This window comes from Rhodococcus sp. 06-156-4 (assembly GCF_002259345.1).
Taxonomy (GTDB): domain Bacteria; phylum Actinomycetota; class Actinomycetes; order Mycobacteriales; family Mycobacteriaceae; genus Rhodococcoides; species Rhodococcoides fascians_E.
The window spans coordinates 273,337-296,184 of record NZ_NPGB01000028.1 but is presented as its reverse complement, the minus strand read 5'-3'; the positions used below and the strand labels follow the sequence as shown (position 1 = coordinate 296,184).

Annotated in this window: 24 protein-coding genes and 1 riboswitch; of the genes, 5 read left to right on the top strand and 19 right to left on the bottom strand. The window is 65.4% G+C overall.

The window, feature by feature from the left end; translation table 11 throughout:
* Nucleotide 1: 1 nt before the first annotated feature.
* The 7 genes from CH290_RS21305 to CH290_RS21275 all read right to left on the bottom strand — a co-directional run bounded on the left by CH290_RS21305 (nucleotide 2) and on the right by CH290_RS21275 (nucleotide 4,277).
* Nucleotides 2–607 carry a hypothetical protein gene (locus tag CH290_RS21305; RefSeq protein ID WP_019663031.1) on the bottom strand — a complete coding sequence of 202 codons (606 nt, stop codon included), beginning with the start codon at nucleotides 605–607 and terminating at the stop codon, nucleotides 2–4.
* 2 nt (nucleotides 608–609) lie between these two features.
* Entirely contained in the window at nucleotides 610–1,878 is a 1,269-nt protein-coding gene (locus tag CH290_RS21300) for an MFS transporter (RefSeq protein ID WP_019663030.1), read from the bottom strand.
* Nucleotides 1,875–2,525, bottom strand: coding sequence for a GntR family transcriptional regulator (locus CH290_RS21295; RefSeq protein ID WP_033190135.1), 651 nt, complete (start codon nucleotides 2,523–2,525; stop codon nucleotides 1,875–1,877). Before CH290_RS21295 ends, CH290_RS21300 begins: the two co-directional genes overlap by 4 nt.
* A 36-nt stretch (nucleotides 2,526–2,561) precedes the next feature.
* Nucleotides 2,562–2,759 (bottom strand): hypothetical protein, encoded by a 198-nt coding sequence (locus CH290_RS21290; RefSeq protein WP_019663028.1) that lies wholly within the window; start codon nucleotides 2,757–2,759, stop codon nucleotides 2,562–2,564.
* Nucleotides 2,760–2,869: 110 nt separating this feature from the next.
* The gene (locus CH290_RS21285; protein WP_019663026.1) at nucleotides 2,870–3,265 is read right to left on the bottom strand and encodes a DUF2752 domain-containing protein; all 396 of its coding nucleotides are present in this window, start codon (nucleotides 3,263–3,265) and stop codon (nucleotides 2,870–2,872) included.
* Between the two features lie 9 nt (nucleotides 3,266–3,274).
* Nucleotides 3,275–3,892, bottom strand: a complete 618-nt coding sequence (locus CH290_RS21280) for a hypothetical protein (protein WP_019663025.1) — start codon at nucleotides 3,890–3,892, stop codon at nucleotides 3,275–3,277.
* A 46-nt stretch (nucleotides 3,893–3,938) separates the two neighbouring features.
* Nucleotides 3,939–4,277 (bottom strand): plastocyanin/azurin family copper-binding protein, encoded by a 339-nt coding sequence (locus CH290_RS21275; protein ID WP_033190134.1) that lies wholly within the window; start codon nucleotides 4,275–4,277, stop codon nucleotides 3,939–3,941.
* A 79-nt stretch (nucleotides 4,278–4,356) separates the two neighbouring features.
* On the opposite strand from CH290_RS21275, the gene CH290_RS21270 reads away from it, so the two are divergent.
* Nucleotides 4,357–4,806, top strand: coding sequence for a hypothetical protein (locus CH290_RS21270; RefSeq protein WP_020110936.1), 450 nt, complete (start codon nucleotides 4,357–4,359; stop codon nucleotides 4,804–4,806).
* A gap of 4 nt (nucleotides 4,807–4,810) precedes the next feature.
* On the opposite strand, the gene CH290_RS21265 is transcribed toward CH290_RS21270, so the two are convergent.
* The 12 genes from CH290_RS21265 to CH290_RS21210 form a co-directional block, all read right to left on the bottom strand.
* Entirely contained in the window at nucleotides 4,811–5,977 is a 1,167-nt protein-coding gene (locus CH290_RS21265; RefSeq protein WP_033190133.1) for a Dyp-type peroxidase, read from the bottom strand.
* Nucleotides 5,970–6,437: a copper chaperone PCu(A)C gene (locus CH290_RS21260; protein WP_033190132.1), complete on the bottom strand. Its 468-nt coding sequence runs from the start codon at nucleotides 6,435–6,437 to the stop codon at nucleotides 5,970–5,972. Before CH290_RS21260 ends, CH290_RS21265 begins: the two co-directional genes overlap by 8 nt.
* A complete protein-coding gene (locus CH290_RS21255) occupies nucleotides 6,434–7,834 on the bottom strand; it encodes a PepSY-associated TM helix domain-containing protein (RefSeq protein WP_230621054.1) in 1,401 nt (466 codons plus the stop codon). Before CH290_RS21255 ends, CH290_RS21260 begins: the two co-directional genes overlap by 4 nt.
* A gap of 90 nt (nucleotides 7,835–7,924) precedes the next feature.
* Nucleotides 7,925–8,413 (bottom strand): hypothetical protein, encoded by a 489-nt coding sequence (locus CH290_RS21250; RefSeq protein WP_020110938.1) that lies wholly within the window; start codon nucleotides 8,411–8,413, stop codon nucleotides 7,925–7,927.
* A 59-nt stretch (nucleotides 8,414–8,472) separates the two neighbouring features.
* A complete protein-coding gene (locus CH290_RS21245) occupies nucleotides 8,473–9,165 on the bottom strand; it encodes a (2Fe-2S)-binding protein (RefSeq protein ID WP_020110939.1) in 693 nt (230 codons plus the stop codon).
* Entirely contained in the window at nucleotides 9,162–9,929 is a 768-nt protein-coding gene (locus tag CH290_RS21240; RefSeq protein WP_019663017.1) for an ABC transporter ATP-binding protein, read from the bottom strand. The genes CH290_RS21245 and CH290_RS21240 overlap by 4 nt, the downstream gene beginning before the upstream one ends.
* Nucleotides 9,926–11,020, bottom strand: coding sequence for a FecCD family ABC transporter permease (locus CH290_RS21235; protein WP_033190130.1), 1,095 nt, complete (start codon nucleotides 11,018–11,020; stop codon nucleotides 9,926–9,928). Before CH290_RS21235 ends, CH290_RS21240 begins: the two co-directional genes overlap by 4 nt.
* The gene (locus CH290_RS21230) at nucleotides 11,020–12,003 is read right to left on the bottom strand and encodes an ABC transporter substrate-binding protein (RefSeq protein WP_019663015.1); all 984 of its coding nucleotides are present in this window, start codon (nucleotides 12,001–12,003) and stop codon (nucleotides 11,020–11,022) included. Before CH290_RS21230 ends, CH290_RS21235 begins: the two co-directional genes overlap by 1 nt.
* A gap of 101 nt (nucleotides 12,004–12,104) precedes the next feature.
* Nucleotides 12,105–12,234: riboswitch (cobalamin riboswitch) on the bottom strand.
* 16 nt (nucleotides 12,235–12,250) lie between these two features.
* Entirely contained in the window at nucleotides 12,251–14,353 is a 2,103-nt protein-coding gene (locus tag CH290_RS21225; protein ID WP_033190129.1) for an FUSC family protein, read from the bottom strand.
* Nucleotides 14,354–14,384: 31 nt separating this feature from the next.
* Nucleotides 14,385–15,671 (bottom strand): GAF domain-containing protein, encoded by a 1,287-nt coding sequence (locus CH290_RS21220; RefSeq protein WP_019663013.1) that lies wholly within the window; start codon nucleotides 15,669–15,671, stop codon nucleotides 14,385–14,387.
* Between the two features lie 45 nt (nucleotides 15,672–15,716).
* On the bottom strand, nucleotides 15,717–16,484 hold the full coding sequence (locus tag CH290_RS21215) for an acetoin reductase (protein WP_033190128.1): 768 nt from the start codon (nucleotides 16,482–16,484) through the stop codon (nucleotides 15,717–15,719).
* Nucleotides 16,481–17,551 carry a 2,3-butanediol dehydrogenase gene (locus CH290_RS21210; RefSeq protein WP_019663011.1) on the bottom strand — a complete coding sequence of 357 codons (1,071 nt, stop codon included), beginning with the start codon at nucleotides 17,549–17,551 and terminating at the stop codon, nucleotides 16,481–16,483. Before CH290_RS21210 ends, CH290_RS21215 begins: the two co-directional genes overlap by 4 nt.
* A 197-nt stretch (nucleotides 17,552–17,748) precedes the next feature.
* Between CH290_RS21210 and CH290_RS21205 the strand changes: the two genes are divergently transcribed.
* The 4 genes from CH290_RS21205 to CH290_RS21190 are packed head-to-tail and all read left to right on the top strand — an operon-like array spanning nucleotide 17,749 to nucleotide 22,833.
* Nucleotides 17,749–18,711: an ABC transporter permease gene (locus tag CH290_RS21205; protein ID WP_026347411.1), complete on the top strand. Its 963-nt coding sequence runs from the start codon at nucleotides 17,749–17,751 to the stop codon at nucleotides 18,709–18,711.
* Nucleotides 18,708–19,556, top strand: a complete 849-nt coding sequence (locus CH290_RS21200) for an ABC transporter permease (protein WP_019663009.1) — start codon at nucleotides 18,708–18,710, stop codon at nucleotides 19,554–19,556. Before CH290_RS21205 ends, CH290_RS21200 begins: the two co-directional genes overlap by 4 nt.
* Nucleotides 19,556–21,181 (top strand): dipeptide ABC transporter ATP-binding protein, encoded by a 1,626-nt coding sequence (locus CH290_RS21195; protein ID WP_019663008.1) that lies wholly within the window; start codon nucleotides 19,556–19,558, stop codon nucleotides 21,179–21,181. The genes CH290_RS21200 and CH290_RS21195 overlap by 1 nt, the downstream gene beginning before the upstream one ends.
* A 23-nt stretch (nucleotides 21,182–21,204) precedes the next feature.
* Nucleotides 21,205–22,833, top strand: a complete 1,629-nt coding sequence (locus CH290_RS21190; protein WP_230595760.1) for an ABC transporter substrate-binding protein — start codon at nucleotides 21,205–21,207, stop codon at nucleotides 22,831–22,833.
* The last annotated feature ends 15 nt before the right edge of the window (nucleotides 22,834–22,848 follow it).

The following is a 22,848-nucleotide window of genomic DNA, read 5'->3' as shown; positions in this document are numbered from 1 at the left end:
ATTACAGGGTCCACCACACGACGAACACCAGCGCGGAGTACAGCACGGCCGTCGCCGCCGCACCGAGCCACGACGACGGTGGTACCGACACCGACCACCGACTGTCGTCGCTCAACCGGAGATCGAACGGAAAGGCGCTGACGCACAGTGCATCAGGTCGCGTCGGGTGTGCGAGTACGACCCCCGAGGTGTACGGGAGGCCCCGCACCACGAGGGTGCGCGGCGCTCCGCCCACGGTGTACGTGATCGTGTTGTCGTGGATCTCGCCGGTGAACCACCCGCGGTGCACACGCCACCCCGTCGCATGAGCGAGACGCACGGTGCCACGCGACGCCACGGTTTGCTCGACGGCATCGACGACGACCGGGTCCGCGAATCTCAACAGGGTCCACCACCGGACGATACGGCGCACACGCAGCCCCAGACCGACGACGATCAGCCCGATGGCGAAGAACGGCAACAACACTGGCACGGTGGTGAGCAGCAGGATCGGGATCACGAAGGCGAGGAACACGGCGTAACTCTCGCGCCAATCCCACACCGACAACCCGGTGACGGGAACGAGGAGTGGGACCCGCCGCGTGGTCACGAGCGGGGAGGCCGACATAGTCAGCTGATCTTAGACGCCTCGGCCGGGAGGTGGTGGGTCGAACGGGTACGAACGAACGCCCAGCAGACTGCAGCGATGACGGCACCGGCGGTGAAGATCGCCGGATAGGTCACCACCCCCGGCCACGCTTCGGTCAGCGCCGACAGGATCGCGGGAACAGCGAAGCCCAGGTAGGTCAGCGAGTAGAAGACCGCAGTGAGCCCGGCCAGGTCGTCGGGTCCGGCGATGCGCTGCACCTCCTGCAGCCCGGAGACCAGGGCCATGCCGTAACCGCAACCGAGGACAGCTGCCGCGATCAACGCCGCGACGATGGTCAGCACCGAGGCAGCCCACGCGGCCAGCACCATGCCGACCACCAGAATCGTCAGTGCGACGAGTGCGCCGCGAGCAGCGTCGGGCGTGTCGATTCTGCGCCCGACCGCCTGAATCGCGAATCCGGATCCGAGTGCGATCACGGACATCAACGCGGACAACGCAATCGGATGACCTCCACTGTGGTCTGCCATCAGCGACGGCAGAACGGCGTAGGCGACGCTGGCCGCACCGAACACCCACGGCGCGAGCGGAACCACGACCAGCAGGAACCGCTTGTGCCCGGCGGACGGGATCTTCAGGTCGTCGACGAGTCGACGCCGATCGGCGGGTGGCACTGCGGGCCGCGTCTCGGGAACCGAGATCATGCCGAGGCCGGTGACGACGCAGATCCCGACATGCACCAGGTACGCGAGATGCGTGGGCCACGGACCCCATTGCGCGAGAACGCCCGCCACGCCTGCGCCGAGCGCAAATCCAGCGGTGAGGCTCATGGCAGCGCGCCTCGCGCCCGCCGAGGAACCGGCCCGAGCGGACAGTTCCTTGATCCAACTGCCGCCGACAGCCATGCCGATACCGAGTGCCACACCACTGAGCACGCGGCCGAAGAAGAGTATCGCGGCGGTGTCCGCACCCATGGCGATGAGGATCGATCCCGCCGCGGCGACGGCCGTCGCCGGCAACATGATCGGACGCCTGCCGAGCCGATCCGACAACGGACCGCAGACGAGCAACGCAGGAACGATGCCGATGACGTACGCGAACAGGAACGTGTCGACGGTGATCGCCGAGAATCCGTGTTCGAGCCGGTACATCACCAGTAGCGGGGTGAACTCGTTTCCGCCCCACGCGACGGCGAACATCCCGGCGGCTACGAGAATCCACCGTCCCGTCCTGGTATCGGTCGTCCGCGTCGGAGTCGTTGCTTCGGACCCCTTCACTGAATTCTCGGTCATGTCGCGCCTCCTTCGTCCAATCCGTGTGTGCGTCTCATGTGGGTGTCGACGGCCTCGCCGAAACCGTCGACGTCGGCGGCCTCGATCAAGTCCGCGAGGCGGCTGTGGTCGTCGACGATGCGGGAGATCTGATCGGGATCACGGGCGAGCGAATGCGTCGTCATCCGCCGCTGGCGCTCGCGAAGTCCGTCGTAGAAGGCGTCGAGCAGTGGGTTGGCACCGGCTCGGACGATCAGGCGGTGGAAGTCCGCGTCCGCGGCGCTGAAGTTGGCTCGCGTACCCGTCGCGGCGATCTCCCGTTGCTCGGCGAGGTTCGCGCGTAGCCGAGGCAGAAGCCGCTCGCGCACGTGCGGCGACGCGGCGACGACTCGGACGCTGCCGGTCTCCACGAGCCACCGCGCGGACACGACGTGTTCCGCCTCGTTGGCAGCGATGGGTACGACGAGTGCGCCGCGCTTGGGGTAGAGCCGCATCCACCCTTCGACCTGTAGGCGCAGAAATGCCTCACGGACGGGAGTGCGGCTGATGTTCATTCGGCCGGCGATGTCGCCTTCGCTGACCAGTTCCCCACCGGGCAGCTCACCGGTGACGATCATTTCCTTGACCGTCACATAGGCGTGCTCAGCGGCAGTGGGCTCCTTAGACACAACATAGATACTAGATGAGCCGCGTTCGGCGTCGAGCTAGGGCACCCAGTACCTCGTGGCGAGGACGTCGACGATGGGGTCGTCGTCTGCTGCGTCGTCCAGAGCAGCGAGGTCGTCGCGGATCGCTGTGAACCGTGGGTCGTCGCCCTCGGCCACCTCCGCGTCGGTGGCGCCGTCACCTGCGAGTTGATCGAGCAGTTTCGCGCGCACTCGCGCTTTCAACGAGTCGGTCATTCGTCGTCACCCTTCTTGAACACACGCCGAGCCGTCGGGATCAGCACCACCAGAGCTCCGACGAGAACGACCACGGAAAACGCTTCGAGCCACATCTGATTCCTCTTTCCTCAAGGCGCCAGGGCGCTACCGAACGGCAGATTCCTGACCACGGTGAACAGAACTACGACGATCACCGAGAGCAGCACTACCCACCTCGGCGGCGCGTGAACGGCCCGGCCGCGAACCCACGTCGCCCACAGGAGCACTCCGAACACGAGCAGTGTCACGGCGAGCACGTTGGTCGACACGGCCGACGCGACGTCGCCGTGCACCAGGTCTCCGAACGCCCTCGTCGCACCACACCCGGGACACCACACGCCGGTCAGCGCATGAAACGGACACGGTAGGTACGTCGACGACCTCGGATCACGCACGAACAGCACAGCTCCCGCCGCAACCGTCAGTCCCGCAACCGCCGCCGGAGCAGCGAAGCGTCGTCGACGTCGCGCCCCTGTCTCGGTCATGCATCCAGACTAAGTGAGTCCCGAGTCGGTCTCGGGCTTGTCCACTGCATGGTCGTAATAGCCGACCACCCCGCGCGCTCCGAACACCGCGAACTCGGCCTGACCGCCGGACGTGACGGCGTCGTCGACGATCCGGCGCAGGACGACGTCGACCAGGCGGTCCAGGGCGAACCATCGATCCGCCGGACCGGCCTCCTCGTGAACTGCCGACTCGTCGAAGTTGCGTCCGACGGATGCGTCGAGGTCTGTTATCTCCGCGAAGATCGACGTGTCCGGGACGGTGATGTCGGCTTCGTTGTCCAACAGCACCCGCACCGCCCAGCGAATATCGTCGACATGGTTGGCGAGCCACAGGCGTCGGCGATGCACGACGCCCAGAGCCGGCCACCTCTTCCTGGCCGCCTGACGGGTCTTGCCGGTGACCGCGGCGAGGTCGGCCAGGCTGGCACCGAGCCACATTGCAGTGGACGCAGCTTTCTCCGTCGCCGCGGCAGCCTCGGCGACGACGCGGGCTTCGTTCTCGATGGCCTGCCCGAGATGCACGAGCGCGTGGGTGCGACGGGACCGCTCGTCGCCGATGTCGGTCGGCTTGTCACCGGGGTCGAATACTGACAACTTTTGGTTCACACCAGTGAGGGTACGGTGTGAACCGCAGGTTTACAAAGACATTTGTCTACGCCACGACGACGACGCTGCCGATCATGTCCGGGTGAGGAGTGCAGTGGTAGGTGAAGGTGCCCGGTTCGGTGAACGTGTGTGAGAACGAGCCTTCCTTGGCGAGGGGGCTGCGGAAGGACCGATCGTCGGCGACGACATCGTGAGCCATCCCAGCGTCGTCGAACACCCAGGTGACGGTCTCCCCCACCGAGACGGTGATGTCGGCTGGCGTGTACGCACGATCGGCCACGGTGACCTGGTTCTTCACCGGCGGCGCAGCCGTCTCCTGGGCGGGCTGGGAAGTGCATCCTGCGACGGTCAGGGCCACGATCGCTACGCCGAGCTTCATTCTCACAGTTTCAACCGTATGGCATCTCGTGAGCTCGGGTAACATCACCGCCGTTCATCTATCGACCGAAAGGCCAGGCTTGTCCATGACGACACGACATGCCCGCACCAGCGTTGCATCGTCGGCAACCCTGCTGTTCGCGACCGTGATGATCTTCCTCGCGACTACCTTGTTCGGCACCGCGTCCGCGCAAGCCAGGCCGGTCCAGTTCGTCCCTGCAGGCGCCATCAGCCCGACCATCGGCTTCGATCCGGCTGCGGTCATCGAGTGGCGATTGGATCAGGCGATCGTCAACCAGCCGATCTTCGTTCGCGTCGACCCGTACTTTCCCGGCCTCACCGACTTCTCGCTGAACAACTGGTGCAACTGCGCCATCAACTGGTTCAACCACACCACGCAGCAGGGCGGGGTTGCGTTCCCCGGTCCCCTGCCGTCCGGGCCGATCCGCACCGGCTCCGGTGACGTCTCGGCCTGGACCGACATTCCCGGTGGCTTCACCCTTGTCCGTGGGCAGGGAAACTGGTGGGTTCCGTAGGCGGCTAGACCAGCGCCTCCCCGAGATATCCCCCTTCCGAGGTTCCTGCGGGAACGAGGAACACCGCCGAACCGATGGGCGTCGTCCACTCGTTCAGCGCATCGTGCTCGTCCAACCGCTGCTGCACAGGAAGAAACTGTGTGTCGATGTCGCGCTGATACGTCGCGAAGATCAACCCCGAATTACTCGTCGAACCTCCCTCGGGTGCATCGTCGTAGTTGTACGCACGCCGGAAGAACCGCTCCCCGTCGTGCGTGTGCCGGGCACGTGCAATGTGCGACGCAGGCGAGATCACCGGGATGCCGAACCGATCGGTGGCATCGAAATCCGCCTCGTCGTGCTCGCGTTCGCCGGTCATCGGCGCTCCCGTGTCCAGCTTTCGACCGACCGCGAATTCTCTTCCGCCGCGGTCCAACTCGTCCCAGGTGTCGAGTTCGACGGAGATACGGCGCACGATCATCGACGTACTGCCGTCGCCGTTCCACACCAGGGAGTCGAAATCCGTTGCCGGATCCGGGTTCACGGTGCCGTCGACCTGACCCATCAGGTTCCGCATCGTCGTACCTTCGGTCCTGGCTCCGCGGGAGGACCGAAACCCTCGTTGGACCCAGCGAATCGACGCCATCGACCTGACGTTCTTGGTCAACACCCGCACCGCATGGCTCACTGCGGACGGATCGTCGGCGCACACCTGAAGCAGAAGGTCTCCGCCGTTCCACCGATCCTCGAGTCGATCGATGCCGAACGGAGGCAACTGCCGGACGGGTGACGCCACTCCCGCCGCCGCGAACGCGCCCGGTCCGAGCCCGACGGTGACCGTCAGATTGGCCGGGTCGGCCGCGAGTTCCGGTTCGGTGTCGGCCAGGGCAGGCATGCCCTGGGTGAGCCTGTCGGCGTCCGTCGTCCACAGTTTCAACACCGACACCACGTGTTCGCGTCCTGCACCGCCTGCGAGGTCGAGTGCAACGAACGTCCCGTGCGCCTGCGGCGGAGTCGAGACACCGGCCTGATGTTTCCCGTGAAACGGAACGACCTGTCGACCGAAGACGAATTCCTCCGGCTCCCTTGTGTATCCGTACGCCACACCCGCAGCTCCCAGCGCGGCGACGCCTCCACCGAGAAGGCGTCGCCTGCTGATTCCGGGACTGCGGCGTGGTGCTGCGTCAGCCACCGTAGTTTTCCTGCGCGCCCGCGAACTCGCGGACCTGCGCAGTGAACGTGGACGACGATCCGTCCTCGAACGTCAGCGTGATGTCGGTGTCTGCTCCCGGAGTCAACGGCGACGTCACATCCATCAACATGATGTGGTCCCCGCCCGCCTGGAGCACCTTGGTTTCCTGTGCGCCGACGGCGAATCCACCTTCCTTGGGCTTCATCACCATCGTTCCGTCGGCACTGGCGACCACCTCGTGCAGTTCCATCATCGACGAGGCGGGTGACTGCGCGGAGACCACCCGGACCTGGGTGTCTCCGGTGTTCTGGATCTCCGCGAACGCGGAGGTCATTCCCGTGTCGGCAGATTTGATCCAGGCCTCACGGATCGTGACCGAATCCGACTCCGTTGCAGGAGTTTCCGAGCTACATCCGGCGAGCAGGGCGAACGAGGCGAGGGCTACGAGAAGTTTTTTCATGTCGACTCCGATGTCGATGCGCGGCGCCGAAGCCCGAGAAGGGCATCGACGAGAAGGAAGACGAGGATGCTGATGCCGAGGAGTGGTACGAACCAGCCGATCACGGCAGTGATCGCAGCGAGCGGGACGAGCTGCCGGACCGGCAACCGGCGCAGCCAGCCTGCGGGCGGGGCGGATGCCGAAGGACGACGTTGCCACCACATGAGGTATCCGCGGACGATCACCGTCACCAAGGCCACGGCCAGCAGTGCCAGCGCGATCTGGTTGGCGATCCCGAACAGAATGCCCATGTGCAGCGCAATGCCCCAAGCCGCCAGCTTCGCGGCCGGCGGCCACTCCGAGAACCAGTTGGTATCGACGATCGAGTTGGTATTTCCGTCGATGGCAAGGGAACTCGTGGAGAACACCCACGGCCCACGCGTCTGCGCGACGACGAAGGCTGTGTCGGCCGTACCAGGGATGGTGACTTCCACTGCGCCGGCGAGCCCCGCCGCCCGAGCCGTTCCGATGACGGCGTCGAGGCGGCCGATTCCAGCGGACACCACGTCGGCCTCCGGTGCCATGGCCGACATGTCGTGGCCTGCGTGGTCGCCGGCCGGTGCCGGCGCGTCACCGCTGATCGACGAACTCACTCCCGGCGTGGCCCAGTTCAAGGAGGACCTCAGTTCGGTGATGTTCTCACCGGCGTACTTGGACCAGGTCAGTCCCGTTGCGGACAGAAAAACGAGACCGATGGCTATCCAGATACCGACACTTCCGTGCCAATTGCGGTTCCTGGCTCGACCTTTCGACGATCGGTCGACGGTGAGGAGTCGTCCGCCGCGTCGAAACCGTCGCACCCAGAGCACGACGCCGCCGAGGGCGACGACCCACATCCAGGATGCGGCGAGTTCACTGTAGATGCGGCCGGGTTCGCCGAGGTGAAGATGCCGGTGGAATCCGCTGATCCAGGTGCGGGCCGGCAGTGCGTTGCTGCTGCCGTACACCACCGATTCGCCGACGGATTCCGCGGTGACCGGGTCGACGAAGACTGCTCGCCGTTCGGACTCGCCGAGTGAGGGATCGGTGAACATGACCCTGGTGGTGGTGCCGGGTTCTGTTGCCGGGCGTACGGCGTCGAGGGTCAGGTCGGGCCTGACCTGGGTCGCGGCCGTGACCTGCTCGGCCACCGAGGCGGTGGGCCCAGCCGAGTCGGTGGTCAGCAGGTCGGAGTACAGGATGTTCTCGGCCGTCGGCGCGAGCGCGTAGAGACCACCGGTGAGCGCGGCGATCAGGATGAACGGTCCGACGAAGATGCCTGCGTAGAAGTGCAGGCGCATGACCAGAGAGGGACGTGGCGGTGATCGATCGGGTCGGCCCGGCCCGATGTCGGGCACGACTGTGCCGGTTGTGGACATAGGTGTTCCAGTTCTGTCGGGTGTCGCAAGACCCCGGTGATCGACGGCGCTTCACGCGCGAGGGATCACCGGGTGTGAGGGAACGAAAGATCAAGCAGGGCAGGGAGGCCCGCGAGTTCCTGTTCCCGACGACACCAACAGTCGGAGTACGACGTTCGGCCGGTATTCGGTGCTCTCGGTGCGAGCCCGATCCTGCACGGGCAGAACCAGACACAACACGGGAAGGATCCGGCGCAACACGGCCAACGCTCGACTGTGCCCGAGCACGGCACCACGAATGAGCAGGGCGCACACCACCGTCGCGCATGCGTGCGCCGCCAGCATCGACGGACTGAGCGACGAGCCGTGGTGATGCCCACTCGCCGCCGTCAGCACCGTGTGTCCGACGACTTGGCCGAGCACGAGCACGACCGTCGTCGGGACGCGGTCCCCGAGGGCTGCGGTCAGGACGCCGAGCGCCGCACTGACGACCACGAGCAGTACGAGGGCCGATTCGCTCGGCACCATGACTCCGCCGCCCACGCCGTGTGCTGCGATGCTCAGCGCACCGGAGGCAGCCCCGACGAACGCGCCGCGCATACGCGCACGAGCGTCGGGGCGGAAAGTCATGGGGACACCTTAGACGACTACTACGCTTCCTAGTATTGCGCGGCGGCGCGGAGCCCTCGTAGCCGATCCGACGGTGTCCGGCGTGGGCAGCTGGTGCACTTGTCCGACGCTGACGTCAGGTACAACAGGCAACACGAGCTGCGGCGTGTGAAGCGTCGGCCTCCCACGTCGACGAACCGGGGAGCGGGTAGCGGCGAGGACATCGCGGCCACGAGTTCCTGGGCGAACGCGCTGCCTCGTTCTCGGTCTCCGAGGGCCGTGCCGACGTCGAGGCACCGGTTGGCTATCGAGTCCGACGTGATCGCCCAGAGCGCGTTGGTCGTCGCTCCCGACGCCGCCGCGAGAGCGTCGACGACCGCGCGAAACGTGCCGGCAAGGGCACCGGGCAACTGCTCCGGCGTCACCGTGCGATCGCTCCGCACCCCGCCGAGGTAACCGTCGCCGCGCAGAAAACACCGAGAATGCTCGAGCGACGGATCGGCCGCCGTTCCCGTCACCATCGCCGTCGACACCGCCAGCAAGGCAATCGTCGAGCTGGCGGAGTACCACCACAGCGTCCCGTTGATCCGGTCGTCGGTGCAGTTCCAGCGCCTGCCTGTGTCGGCAATCCGCTCCCGCAACCAGTCCGCATCGGTCATCGCCGACGCCGGCAGATCGAACGGGCCGTGCAGGTACTCCGCGAGTCCGGGAACCCTCTCCGCAGCTTCGGTGTAGACGCTCATGCGAGGCCGATGATGTCGATGGACGGGCGTGGGACCGCAGAGACGATGGCTCGGATTCCGAAGATGTCCGAGAGGAGATTATCGGTCAGAACCTCGGCCGTCGGCCCCGTCGCCACCACGGATCCGTTGTCGAGCACGGCGAGCGAGGTGCAGTATTCGACGGCCAGCCGTAGATCGTGCACGGTGACGACGACGGCCAGGCCCTCCGCGGCGAGATCACGGACTGCGTTCATGACGACGAGTTGGTGGCGCAGGTCCAGATGATTCGTGGGCTCGTCGAGCAGCAGTATGCGAGGTTGCTGTGCGAGTGCCCGAGCTATGGCGACACGCTGACGTTCGCCGCCGGACAGTGCCCCGACATCGCGCTCCGCGAGCCCGGTCAAGTCGACCCGGTCCAGGCATTGTTCGACGATGTCCGCGTCGGATCCCGTCGGACGGTCGAACCAGCCCCGGTGTGGGACACGGCCCAGCGCAACCGACTGCCGAACTGTCAGTCCCACCGACGCTTCCGGCTCCTGGGTGCCGACGCCCACGGTGCGCGCAAGTTCCGAGCGCTTCATCGCATGCGCGTCGACGCCGTCGACTAGAACGGTCCCGGCGGTCGGCGTCAGCGCGCGATAGCAGCACCGGAGCGCCGTCGTCTTCCCGGACCCGTTGGGTCCGACGAGTCCGAGAACTTCACCCGGTCGAACTCGAAAATCGATTCCGTGCAACACCTCCCGTGATCCGAGTCGGGCGGTGACGGCATTGGCCACGAGTGTCATCGAGCCGCCCTTCCGTACTGGCGGTAGAGCATGAAGACGAAGATCGGTGCGCCGACGAGCGCGGTGACGACCCCGACGGGCACCTCTGTGCTCCGTGAAACCGACCGCGCCAGCGTGTCGGCGCCGACCAATGCGATCGCGCCCAGCAGCGCGGCGACCGGCAGAAGTCTGATCGCTCGCGTCCCGACGATGTATCCGGCGAGGTGTGGCACCAGCAGACCGACGAATCCGATTCCGCCGCCGACGGATACCGCTGCGCCGGCCAGCATGGAGATCGCCAGGAGTTGCACGACGCGGAAGCGTCGGACGTTCAGACCGAGGGCAGCGGCACCGTCGTCACCGGTTTTCAACAGATCCATCCGGTGTGCACTCAGCAGCAGTCCAGTGCCGATGATCAGCAGCGCGAGTGCGGGCAGTGTCAACGTGGACCACCGCGCGTCTCCGAATCCACCGGCTAGCCAGTGCATCACGCCACTGAGCGTGTGTTCGTCGGCGAAGACCAGGAGTGTGAAGGTGATCAGAGCGGAGAAGATACTGCCCAGTGCGACGCCGACGAGAACGATGGCTGTCGATTGTGGGTATCGCCCGCCGATCATCAGAGCCAGAAACAGCGGAATCATGGCCCCGACGAACGCGGCGGTCGGGACCGTGAACACCCCGAGGGCCCCGGCCCCGATTCCCATCGCCATCACGAGCACCACGCCGAATCCGGCACCTGACGACACTCCGAGCAGATAGGGATCGGCCAACGGGTTGCGCGTGACTGCCTGCGCCACACCACCCGCGATCGCCAACGACGCGCCGACGACGGCCGCCGTCAGCGATCTCGGCAACCGCGAGTCGACGACGATCACCGCCCTCGCCTCGGACCACCACGAGTCGAATGCGCCCGGCATCAACCGGTGCACGACGATCGCCCAGACGTCGCCGACGGGAATCTGTACGGACCCGAACGACACCGCAGTGGCGATCACCATCAGCAAGGCGCCCGTCAGAACTGCGATCAACGCACCGAACCCGATTCTCGACCGAGTGGACACCTCCGCTTTCGCCGTGGCCCTGGGCCTGTCGGTGTCGGCAACGGTGACCATCAGGAGGTGAACCGGTCGGGATGCAATGCACGGGCGATGGTGTCCACGCTCGTGACCAGTCGCGGGCTTTCGAAGAAGTCGTCGAGCGGTACGACGATGAAGTTGTCCTGCTGCACAGCCGGAGTGGTCGCCATGATCGGCTGGCTCTTCAGGAAATCGATCTTTCCCTGCGCCGACGTGTCACCGTAATCGAGGACGACGATGGCCTGAGGGGCGCGCTCTCCGACGATCTCCCACGTCGTGTCCAGGTAGGGGCGCTCACCCTCGGGGAAAATGTTCGATGCGCCGGACCGGTCGGCGATCAACTGTCCGACGCCCACACCACCGATGGTCGTCGGGACGTCCTCACCGGAGTCGTAGAAGAAGGTCGGCGTCGGCTCCGCGTCGCCGAGTTCGGCACCGATGGCCGCCAAACCGTCGAGGACGCCGTCGGTGACGGCCTGAGCCTCCTCCGGAACGCCGAGGACGCCACCGAGCTGGCTGTAGTCGTTCTCGAGCATGCCGATGTCCGGGAATCCGGATCCGCAGTACTCGGAGAACAGGAAGGTCGGGATGCCCGCCTCGGTGAACGACTCTCTCGAACGCCCTTCCTTGTCGTTGAATGCACTCCGCATGCCGCCGACGACGAAGTCCGGGTCCAGATCGAGGATCTGTTCCTTCGTCGGGTACTCGTCGGCGAGGCCGGGGATCTGTGCGAAATCCTCGGCGAACTCGGGCGCAGGCGTTGCGTTTCGATAGCCCATGCCGACGATGCGGTCCGCAACGCCCATCTCGATGAGCACCTCGGTGACGTGGTCGTTCATGGACACGATGCGCTGAGGTGGAGAGTCGAACTGCTGGGTGCTGTCGCAGTTGGTGATGGAGACCGGGTCGTCGAACGAGTCCGCCTGCCGAGCGTCCTGTGCGGTGTCACCGCGGGAACAGCCAGTAAGGGCGACAATGGTTGCGGCGGCGATGGCGCCGAAGGCGATGGAGCGTGACATGAGTACCTCTTGGAGCTCAGAGCCACGAAATGTTCGGCCCGGTGCGCAGCATGGAACGCCACGCGCTGGACTTTCCGATTCGTAGACCACGACGAATGGGTTGTCGCACAACCTCGACGCCGGGTAATCGGGCTCGCTGCCCTCTGGCGAGGGCAGCCTACCGTTGCGGGTCAGCGCCGGATTCGGACCGGCTTCCCCCTGCGTCAGGTCAGCTTCGTGCTTCGCATCGCAGTATGCACGGACGGTGTCAGACGCGTGTCAGCGCCTCACCCATGGTGCGGTTGAGGGTGCTCAGTGACCTGACGGCGCTGCGGACGGGACCGGGGGTCGTGGTGGACTTCAGCATGACGTCGGGGGCCGAGGTCTCCGTCAACTTCTCCGGTGGGTCGACGTGTTCGCCTGCGAGTGCACGCCCGACGTCGGCGATGGTGGCTTTGGTTACCTCGGCGGCCCGGCGTAGTGCGTCGGCGGTCTCCTGTGACGGACCGGTGTCGGGTTCGGCGTGAGAGGCGCCGACACCGGCGCGGGCCAGGGCGTGGCTGGATCGGTTGCTGACGGTCATGATGCGCAGCAGCCGTTTGACGCCTTTGCGTGTGCGTGTCGTGGGCCCCATCTCGAGGGGTTTTCCGGCCGCGACGAGGTCTTTCAACGCGTTGTCGAGTTTGCGCATGTCGACGACGAGGTCCGTCGGGCGGCCGGGCGTGATGACGGCGTCGATGCCGGTGTCGATGATGGCCGTCATCTGTTCGAGGTAGTCGTCGACTTTCTCGACCATCGTCGATCTGGTGCCGGTGGAGAAGACGAAGTACGCCGACGCTATCCCGACGAGTCCTCCTGCCGCGGTTTCGTAGATTCGTAGTTCGAGCACTTCGATGCTGAAGGTGCCGAGCAGTCCGTACAGCATCGCGAGCATGACGGTGACGAAGAACGACAGCAACGCGTACGCCACCGTCACGAGGTAGAACGCGAAGAAGATGCAGACGACCAGCAGGAGCAGTTGCAGCGGTTGATTGCGACCGACCAACGCGGACAGCAGAACTCCGGCCAGCACACCTCCGACGGTACCGACGACGCGGTGTCCGGCGCGGGAGAGGATCTCACCGCGAGTCGACGCCCCGGTGAAGACCAGGAATGCCGTCAGGACCGCCCAGTACCAGCGGTCCGGTGAGATGATTTCGCCGAGTACGGTCGCTGCACTGGTCGCGACGGCAACTTGGATCGCCGCTTTGGTGCTGGGGTTCAGCCCCGAATCGGTGTCGTCGTCCTTCTCCGACTCTTCCTTGGGTGCGGATTCGGTGTGCAGCGCATTGCTGGTGATGTGGTGAATGGCAATGTGGGCCTGCACTGCTCGCATGGCGACCGTCGTGGCGATGCCCGCCTGGGTGGACGGATCCGCTTCGTCCGCGGCGGCGGCAGCGAGGCGCCTGGCCGCACGGAGTTGGTCGTCGGACGGGTTGTTCTGCAGACACGACGAGAGGGCGGTGGTGGCCTGGACGAGCGACGACGGCCATGAATTGGGCGGGAGCGCAGCCTGCGGGGTGACCCCAGATGGGATCGGGTCGAGGGCCCACAGCGCGCTCACGAGTTGTTCGGTGGCTATCTGCGCGTCGAAGATGCGGAGCGAGAGGTCCTCGTTGGTGACGCTCAGCAGCTGCGAGGCATCGTTGCGGTCGAGCCAGTCGTCGATCATCAGCGCTGTACTGCCGAGCCGGTCCAGACGCTTGCGGAGCAGGTCCAGATCGCGATCGACTCTGTTCGACGCGACCTCGAGGACGTCGATCGACGCGGCTCGCAGTGCTCGCACCAGACGCCGCAGTTCCAGCCCCGGCCGCTCGGGAAGGACGAGAGTGCGTACGGCGAGCGAGATCCCGACGCCGAGAACGATGGACACCGCGAGGACAGGAATCTGGCTCGGTTGAGCGCGTAGGAACAGCGCGAAGAAGTAGCAGATGAACGCGACCATGCCGAGCGCAGTGCCGCGCGGGCCGTACCGCCGCACCCACACCGCGGCGAACAGCACGACGATGAACCCGACGTCGGCGACCTTGCCGAACTGGGAGAGCACCGCCGACAGCGACACTGCGAGGATCGCCGGAAACACCAGTAGGAGTGTCGTGATCACTCGGCTGCGTTGGTCCTTGTCCTTCACCGCCGCCGAGGACTGCATGGCGACGACAGCGCCCAGCAGCGCGACCGTCAACGGCTGGCCGACGAGATGAGACCCGGGAATCAGAATCGCCATCGCGAGGACGACGGTGATCGTCGTCGTCGCAGCTGCCCGTAGCCGGAGCCTGCCGGGGTCGGAGACTGCGAGGAACCGCAGCGTCTCCGATACGATCCGATAACCCATTCGGCCAGCTTACGGCCGTGAACGGATGGATTCAGGAGCGACGCATCCGCACCACGGCAGGCGCCGTCGAGTGTGGGAGGAGTCGGCTCGGGTCTTCCGGCAGCAGCACGTCCACGACGGCGGTCTCGTCGAACCGGTAGGGCTGCGTCTGCACGATTCCCGACATGTGCTTGCGCAGCCGGGACATCTCGGCGCGGACGGTGATGGCTCGGCCGTCGTCGCCGAACAGGTCCGCGGCCAGCTGTGCTGCACTTCGGCCTTCCCTGCTCGACGCGAGGAGATACAGGATCTCGGCGTGCCGGGGAGTGGGTTCGTGCGTCCACTCCCCCACCTCGCTTCGTATCTGCACCCGCACGTGCTGGTGGTGCCGAAGATCCAGGGACACAGTCGTTCTACCGGTTTCCGACGCCTCGTCTCCGGTCGGGCGGACGAGCCACCCGCCGGGAAGCGGCTCGAAGTCGCACACCCCGAGGGTCGGCAGCCAGAACCGCCCGGCGACGACGTCCTCGGGCAGCAGTACTCGGTTGCGCAGCGCCACGGACTCGACGGCAGCGACCCATCCGTTGGCGTCGACGGCGAGTGCGGGCGCTTGCAGGCGTGCGAGCATCGGCGCTGCGACCGACCGGAGACGGTCGAGGTTCTGCCGGTGATGTTCGCGCAGTTGAGATTCCGCTAGTCGAGCGATGGCGTCGACCAACGCGAGGGTCGTCGGGTGGACGGTGTTGGCGGGCCCGCTGACGTCCACGGCCCCGATGACATGTCCGGTACGCGGGTCCTTGATCGGTGCACCCGCGCAGGTCCACGGATGGTGGCTGCGCACATAATGTTCCGCGGAGAAGATCTGTACCGCCCGCCGCGACACCAACGCGGTGCCGATCGCGTTGGTTCCGACCGAATCCTCGGCCCAGCTGGCACCCTCGACGAACCCGAGGCCGTCGGCGCGGTCGAGCACCGACGTCGACCCACTCCGCCACAGGACCCGTCCGTGTCGATCGGCGACGACGAGGATGTTGTCGCCGTCCTGCACGACGGATTCGAGTCCGCGACCCAGGTCGTCGAGGATGTCGAACAAGCCCGATTCCCGACGGCTCAGCTCCAGATCGGACACGTCGATCTGCGGTGAGGCCACGCTGCGTTGCTCGGGGTCGATACCGAGGGTCTGCAGGCGTCGCCACGAATCACCGATCACGTCGCGGGGACGAGCGGGGGATTTGCCGCCCGCCATCGTCGCGTCGTACACGGCAGTCAGAATCTGCGCGTAGCGGCGCGGGTCCTCTCCGGCCGCCAGCGCAGGTTCCGGTCCTGTCGTCTGCGTCATCACCGACAATTGTGCTCCAGATCACTCAGAACATGCAAAGCCGGGTCAGCGGAACACGAGGCCGCCGTCGATCAACCCCGCCTGACCAGTCATGTAGTCCGAATCAGGACCCGACAGGTAGGACACGAAGGCTGCGACGTCCTCGGGCGTCTGGGCTCGACCGAGCGCGATACCACCGACGAACTTGTCGTACGTCTCGCCCTCGGCAGCACCGGTCAGCTCGGCGAAACGCTTGTCGATGGTCACCCACATGTCCGTTCCGACGACGCCCGGGCAGTACGCGTTGACGGTGATGCCGTGCACGGCGTACTCCTTGGCCGCGGCTTGGGTGAGGGCACGAACGGCGAACTTCGTCGCACTGTAGACACCGAGCATGGCAAAGCCGTCATGACCCGCGATGGACGAGGCGTTGACGATCTTGCCCTTCTGGCTCAGTGACCTGAATTTGGTTGCCGCAGCTTGAATTCCCCACAACACACCGTCGACGTTGACGGCCCAGATCTTCTTCGTGTCCTCGGGACGGACGTCGTCGAGCGGGGCGACCTGTGCGATGCCGGCATTGTTGATCATGACATCGAAGCTGCCGAGGGCCTCGTGCGCATGGTCGACGGCTGCGAAGACCTGATCGCGATCACTGACGTCGGCCACGAACGTGGTTGCGTCGGTGCCGATTTCCCGAATCTCGCGGGCGACCTGCTCGATCTTGTCCGAGCCCAGATCGACGAGAGCGACATCGTGGCCGTCGGTCGCGAGCCGCAGTGCGATACCGCGGCCTATGCCCTGGCCGGCTCCGGTGACGAGTGCGACGCTCATGCCTGACCCTCGCTGCCGCGTCCCACTGCAGGATCCACCAGAACCTTCATCTTGGTGCCTGCGTGAAGAGCTTCGAATCCGTCGTCGATGACCGATTCGAGCGCGATCGTGTCCACCCATCCCGTCGTGTCGTACTTGCCCTGGGCCATGAGCTCGATGACGGCGTCGTAGTCCGCCGAGGTGTAGCAGAGCGATCCCTGGATGCGGGATTCGTTCATGACGAGCTTCTGCAGCGGTGTGGTCAAAGGCTTTTCGTAGATCGCGACGCTGACGAGTGGTTTGCGAGCTCCGATGCAGCCGAGTGCCGTCTCGACGGCGGGTTGAACGCCCGCCGCGTCGTAGATGGCGTCGGCGCCGCGGCCGTCCGTGAAGTCGGCGACGAACTCCGGCACGTCGAGCGACGTCGGATCGAGGGTTCTGGCACCGAGCGCTTCGATCGAGGCGCGGCGCGTCGGTGACGGTTCGACGACGAAGACGTTCTCGAGGCCTTTACCGCGGAGCGCGAACCACAGCCCGATCCCGATGGGGCCTGCGCCGAACACCATTGCGGTGTCGTCCGGATCGGGATCGCCGAGTGTCGCAGCGTGGAAGGCCACGGACATCGGTTCGACGAGTGCGCCCAGTTCGAGGGACACGTTCTCCGGCAGGTGATGAATCATGTTCGTCGGCACGACGGTGTATTCGGCCATGCCACCGTCGGACATGAGTCCGTGGAAGCCGATCTGCTGGCAGATGTTGTAGTTCCCGGCGCGACACGGTCCGCAGTGTCCGCAGCGGTACAGCGGCTCGATGGCGACGCGGTCCCCGACCTCGATTCCCGTCACGCCTGTACCGATCTCGGTGACCGTGCCGGAGAATTCGTGCCCCAGGACGAGCGGCAGCTGCTGGTTCGTCAACGGATGCGGCTCGGTGGGAACGAAGATCGGTCCTGCGTAGTACTCGTGCAGATCGGTGCCGCAGATTCCGTTGTAGCCGACCTTCACCTTGACCTCGCCTTCCCCGGGCGACGGCTCGGGTACGTCGGCGATCTCGACCTTGTTCGGACCGTAGTAGACAGCTGCGCGCATCGTGTTTCTCCTAGCGTTGAACGATGCAGTCATGTCTATGTGACCCCAGCCACAGGGGACAGGGTTGCAGAGCGTTGCATTCGCTGCGGCCGAGTCGGTGACAGCGAGAAAAGATCACGGCGATCCGATCCGTCGACATCGGCAACCTCGGTCTTGTTGAATACTCGCAATCGTCTTCTACGACAGGTACTCCTTCGATGTCATTACGCGCACGCTACGTGCTGCACCGAATTGCTCAGGCGTTCATAGTCGTTGCACTGACCTACACGTTCGTGTTCTTCGTGTTGAACGTCCTGCCCGGCAACCCGATCGAGAGTCGGATACACAGTCCGGAGAACCCCATCTCCGCGAAGGATGCCGAGGTTCTCACCGCGTACTACAACCTCGACAAGTCGGCACTCGAACAGTTCTGGATCTCGGTCCAGCGGCTCGCACACGGTGACCTCGGATACTCGTTGACCAGCGGTAAATCGGTGTCCTCTCTGCTGGGCACCGCGATTCCACAAACAGCCTCGCTGGCCGCACTCGCCTTCCTCGTCGCGGCCGCGCTGGCCGTCGTGATCGCCTTCACGGCGGTCTTCGCACCGTCGTCCACGGTGCGTGAGACGGCCCGGGCCGTTCCGCCGATCTTCCTGTCGGTGCCGTCGTTCATCGTCGGACTCGTTCTTCTGCAGGTCTTTTCGTTCCAGCTCGGGCTCGTCTCCGCTGTCTCCGACGAAGGGGTGAAGTCGCTGTGGCTGCCCGCGGTTGCGTTGGCGATTCCGGTGTCCGCGCCGATTGCCCAGGTGCTCGTCCAGGGACTGTCCACAGCGGCGCGGCAGCCGTACGTGGACATTCTGCGCTCCAAAGGCCTGCGCGAGGACCGCATCGTGTTCGGCCACATCGCCAAGAACGGATCGATTCCCACTCTCACCATCGCCGCGATCACCGTCGGTGAGCTGCTGGCGGGTTCGGTGATCACCGAGACGATCTTCTCGCGGACCGGAATCGGTTATCTGGTCGAAGACGCGGTACGCAATCAAGATCTCCCGGTAATCCAAGCCATCGTCATCGCGGTGTCGGCAGTCTTCGTCATCACCAACCTCGTGGTCGACCTGGTCTATCCCGTGATCGATCCACGTATTTCCGCCGCACCGACCAAGGAGGCTGTGCCGGCATGACTCTCGCACTTCCCACCCTCGCGAGCCCCATCACGGTGCGCTCCCGACTGCGCGGGTGGACACCGGGCGACGTGGCGGCGGTCGCCGCCCTGCTCGTCGTCGCTGCCTTCGTCGTCGCACCGTCGGTCATCGCCCCGTTCGATCCCCTTCAGGAGTTTCCCGACGCCGCATTGCAAGGACCGGGTGCCGTCCACTGGTTGGGGACCGACTACCTCGGCCGCGACCAGCTCAGTCGGCTGATTCACGGAACCGCCGTGACAATGCTGGGTTCGGTCATCGCCGTGGTCATCGGACTCGTACTCGGAACCGCGCTGGGACTCGTCTCCGCGTACTTCGGCCGGGTGGTCGACGCGATCTCCAGCCGAATCGCCGACGTGCTGCTGTCCATTCCGACTCTGCTGCTGTCGATCACGATCATCGTCTCTCTGGGTTTCGGTACCGTCAACGCTGCCATAGCAGTAGGGGTGTCGTCGATCGTCGTCTTCTTCAGACTCATGCGTTCGGAAGTTCTGACGGTGCGCAACCTTCCGTTCGTCGAAGCGAGCGAACACCTCGGTGCAGGTAGTGGCCGCCTACTGGTACGACACATACTGCCCAACGCCTACTCTTCGGTGCTCGCCCTGGCCGCACTGCAGTTCGGGACCGCGATCCTGTCCATCGCGGCACTCAGCTTCCTCGGATACGGCGCCAATCCCCCGACCGCCGAATGGGGACTGATGATCTCCGAGGCGCGTAACTACATCCACACCGCGCCGTGGCTCATCGTCGCGCCGGGCGCCGCCATCGTGATCACGGTTCTGAGCATCAGCCGAGTCAGCCACATCGTCCGAAAGAGAGTGGGATAGTGACACTTGTCGACAGCCCGGTAACTGCTCGCACCGCCACCGCTGTATCCGTCGAAGGCCTGACCATTTCCTACGGCGCAGATCCAGTGGTCACCGACGTCGATTTCGAACTCCGGAACGGTGAGACGCTCGCTGTCGTCGGACAATCGGGCTCGGGCAAGACGACCATCGCCCGCGCGGCCATCGGCATGCTTGCCGGAGAGGGGCGGATCACGTCGGGGTCGGTGCGGATCGCAGGTACCGACGTCACCCGGTACACCCAGTCCAGTTGGCGCAGGCTACGAGGCTCGACCATCGGATTCGTGCCTCAGGACCCGCTGGGCTCCCTCGATCCGCTGAAGAAGGTGGGCCATCAGATCGCGGAAACACTTCTGCTGCATCGGATCGTCCAGCGCCGCCGCGTCGTCGACGAGACCGTGGCCCTGCTCGATCGAGTCGGCATCCGCAACCCCGCCGAGCGGGCAGGCGCCTACCCTCATCAACTGTCCGGCGGGCAACTGCAGCGGGTCCTGATCGCCATTGCGATCGCGGCCAGGCCGTCGATCCTGGTGGCCGACGAGCCCACGTCGGCTCTCGACGTGACGGTACAGGCGCGCATCCTCGACCTGCTCGACGATCTTCGCCGCGATCTGGGTCTCGGCGTCCTGTTCATCACCCACGATCTGGCTCTCGCGCGAGATCATGCCGACGACGTCCTGGTTCTGAACCACGGAATCGTCCGCGAGCAGGGCCGCGCCGCCGAGGTTCTCGCGTCACCGTCCGACGATTACACGCGTCGGTTGATCGCCGACGCGCCGGCGCTGTCGCTGGACAAGTACGCCTCGCGCCCGGCTGCACGCGTCGAGACCGCACTGGAAGTGCGAGACCTCGTGAAGACGTTCGCCGTCAACGGCTCTCGTACCGAACGATCCACCGCGTTGGACGGTGTGTCCTTCACCGTTGCTCGGGGCACCACCCATGCGGTCGTCGGTGAGTCCGGAAGCGGGAAGACCACAGCCGCGCGCATCGTCAGCGGACTGGAGCGGCAGGACTCCGGTGAGGTGCTCGTGCACGGCTCGCCGCTCGACACCTCGCGGCGAGCACGCCGCGGCAACGCCCGACGACTGCAGCTGGTCCACCAGAATGCGTTGGCGGCGATGGATCCTCGTTACTCCGTCGAGAACATCGTCGCAGAGCCGCTGTCGATCGCAGGCGTTCGGTCGCGAGCCGAGCGGCGAGATCGGGTCCACGATGTGCTCGACAAGGTCGCCCTACCGCGAGACATTCTCGAGCGTAGACCGTTCGATCTCTCCGGCGGACAGCGTCAGCGTGTGGTGCTGGCTCGGTCGCTGGTCCTGGCACCGGACATCCTCGTACTCGACGAGCCCACGTCGGCCCTCGATGTCAGCGTCCAGGCACGGATCGTGGACCTACTGGTGGAACTGCAGCGTGATCTGTCACTGACCTACGTGTTCATCTCGCACGACTTGTCCCTCGTGCGCCAGGTGTCGGACACCGTGACCGTTCTCGAGCACGGACGAAACGTCGAGTCGGGGAACACAGCCGATCTGTTCCGCGACCCGCGCGAGGAGTACACCCAGCGCTTGATCGAGTCCATTCCCGGTCGCGCGCATGTACGCGCGTGAACGTTTCTCCCGAAAAGGATGTCATGTCCAGCCCGATCTCCCGAAGGACTGCGCTGCGCACGTTCGGCCTCGGCGCAGCATCGCTCTTCGCCGCCACCGCCTGCTCCGACGCCTCGGCCGGACCCACCGCGGGCACCGGAACGCGCGGCGGCGACTTCGTCTACCTGGACGCAGAGGTCACCGCGTCGATGCAGGTTCAGGTCAGTTACTGGCAGAACTCCGCGGTGAAGGACCAGATGCTCGACCGCCTGGTGTACCAGGACCCGAAGACGTTCGAGTTCGTTCCCTGGATCGCCGAATCGTGGAGTGTCGATCCGACCCGGACCGTCTACACCTTCGTGATCCGCGACGGCGTCAGCTACAGCAACGGTCAGGCACTGGACGCCGCGTCCGTAGCCCGAAACCTCCTGTGGTTCGCCAATGGCGATGCAGACAAGGGTATTCCGCGGAACTCGATCTTCCCGGAAGTACTGTCCGCCGACGCCGACAACGCTGCGCGCACGGTCGTCGTCACGTTGGCGAGACCCGATGCACCGTTCGTTCCGACGTTGTCGATGAACACCGCAGGGCTGGTCGCCGACGCGACGATCGACGCGACCAACGAGCAGCAGTCCGTGGTGACGAACTTGATCGGCAGCGGCCCCTTCGTCGCGGAATCGGAGATTCCAGCCAAGGAGATCAGGCTCGTGAAGCGCCGCGGATACGACTGGGCACCCCCGACTGCCGACCATCAGGGTGAGGCGTACCTGGATTCGCTGACGATCGTCCCGGTGCGCGAGGACAGCGTCCGCGTCGGAGCCTTGCTGTCCGGTCAGGCTCACGCCTTGCGGTACACGCAGCCACCGGACGAGAAGGTGTTGTCCGATCGCGGCTTCACCGTTCTCGGACTCCGCAACCCGGGGCTGGCCAATGTCCTCGACGTGCGTCAGACCGCAGAGTTCGTCGACGACATCCGGGTGCGCAAAGCGTTGATGTACGGGATCGATCGTCACGAGATCATCGACACGCTCTACACCGACAACTGGAAGGTGGCCACCAACGTGACCACCGAAGGTGTGCAGGGGTGGACCGATCGATCCGACGAGGTGCGCTTCGATCCGGACGAGTCCAACCGGCTCCTCGACGACGCAGGATTTACCGACCGGAACGCCGACGGAATCCGTACCCGCGACGGTCGGCCGCTCGATCTGAGCGTCTACGTCGATGTGTACGACCACACGTCGAAACCGCTGTACGAGTTCGTCCAGCGGCAGCTCCGCAGAATCGGAATCTCGTTGACGATCAAACAGACCGACTTCGCCAACTACCCGAAGGCGACGACGGCCCCCGAGTTGAGCCTGCGACGCAACGGCTGGCCCGCACCCGACCCCGTGCGCTTGTCGGTCAACTACGACAGTGATCGAGGCGACCTCTTTCAACTACAGGGCAAGGACCCCGTGCTCGACGGTTTGCTTCGAGACCACATCACCGCGACCGATCCACTGGTGCGAGAAACGATTCTGCGCGAGGCCCAGAACCGGATCATCGACAACGCGTACACGATTCCGCTACTGGCCGACACTCAGATCTTCGGCGTGGCACCCGAAGTTCGGGGATTCCGCAATGCGGCCAACTCACCGCCGTTCTTCTACGACACCTGGATCGAACAGTGACCACCAGCCACGCCA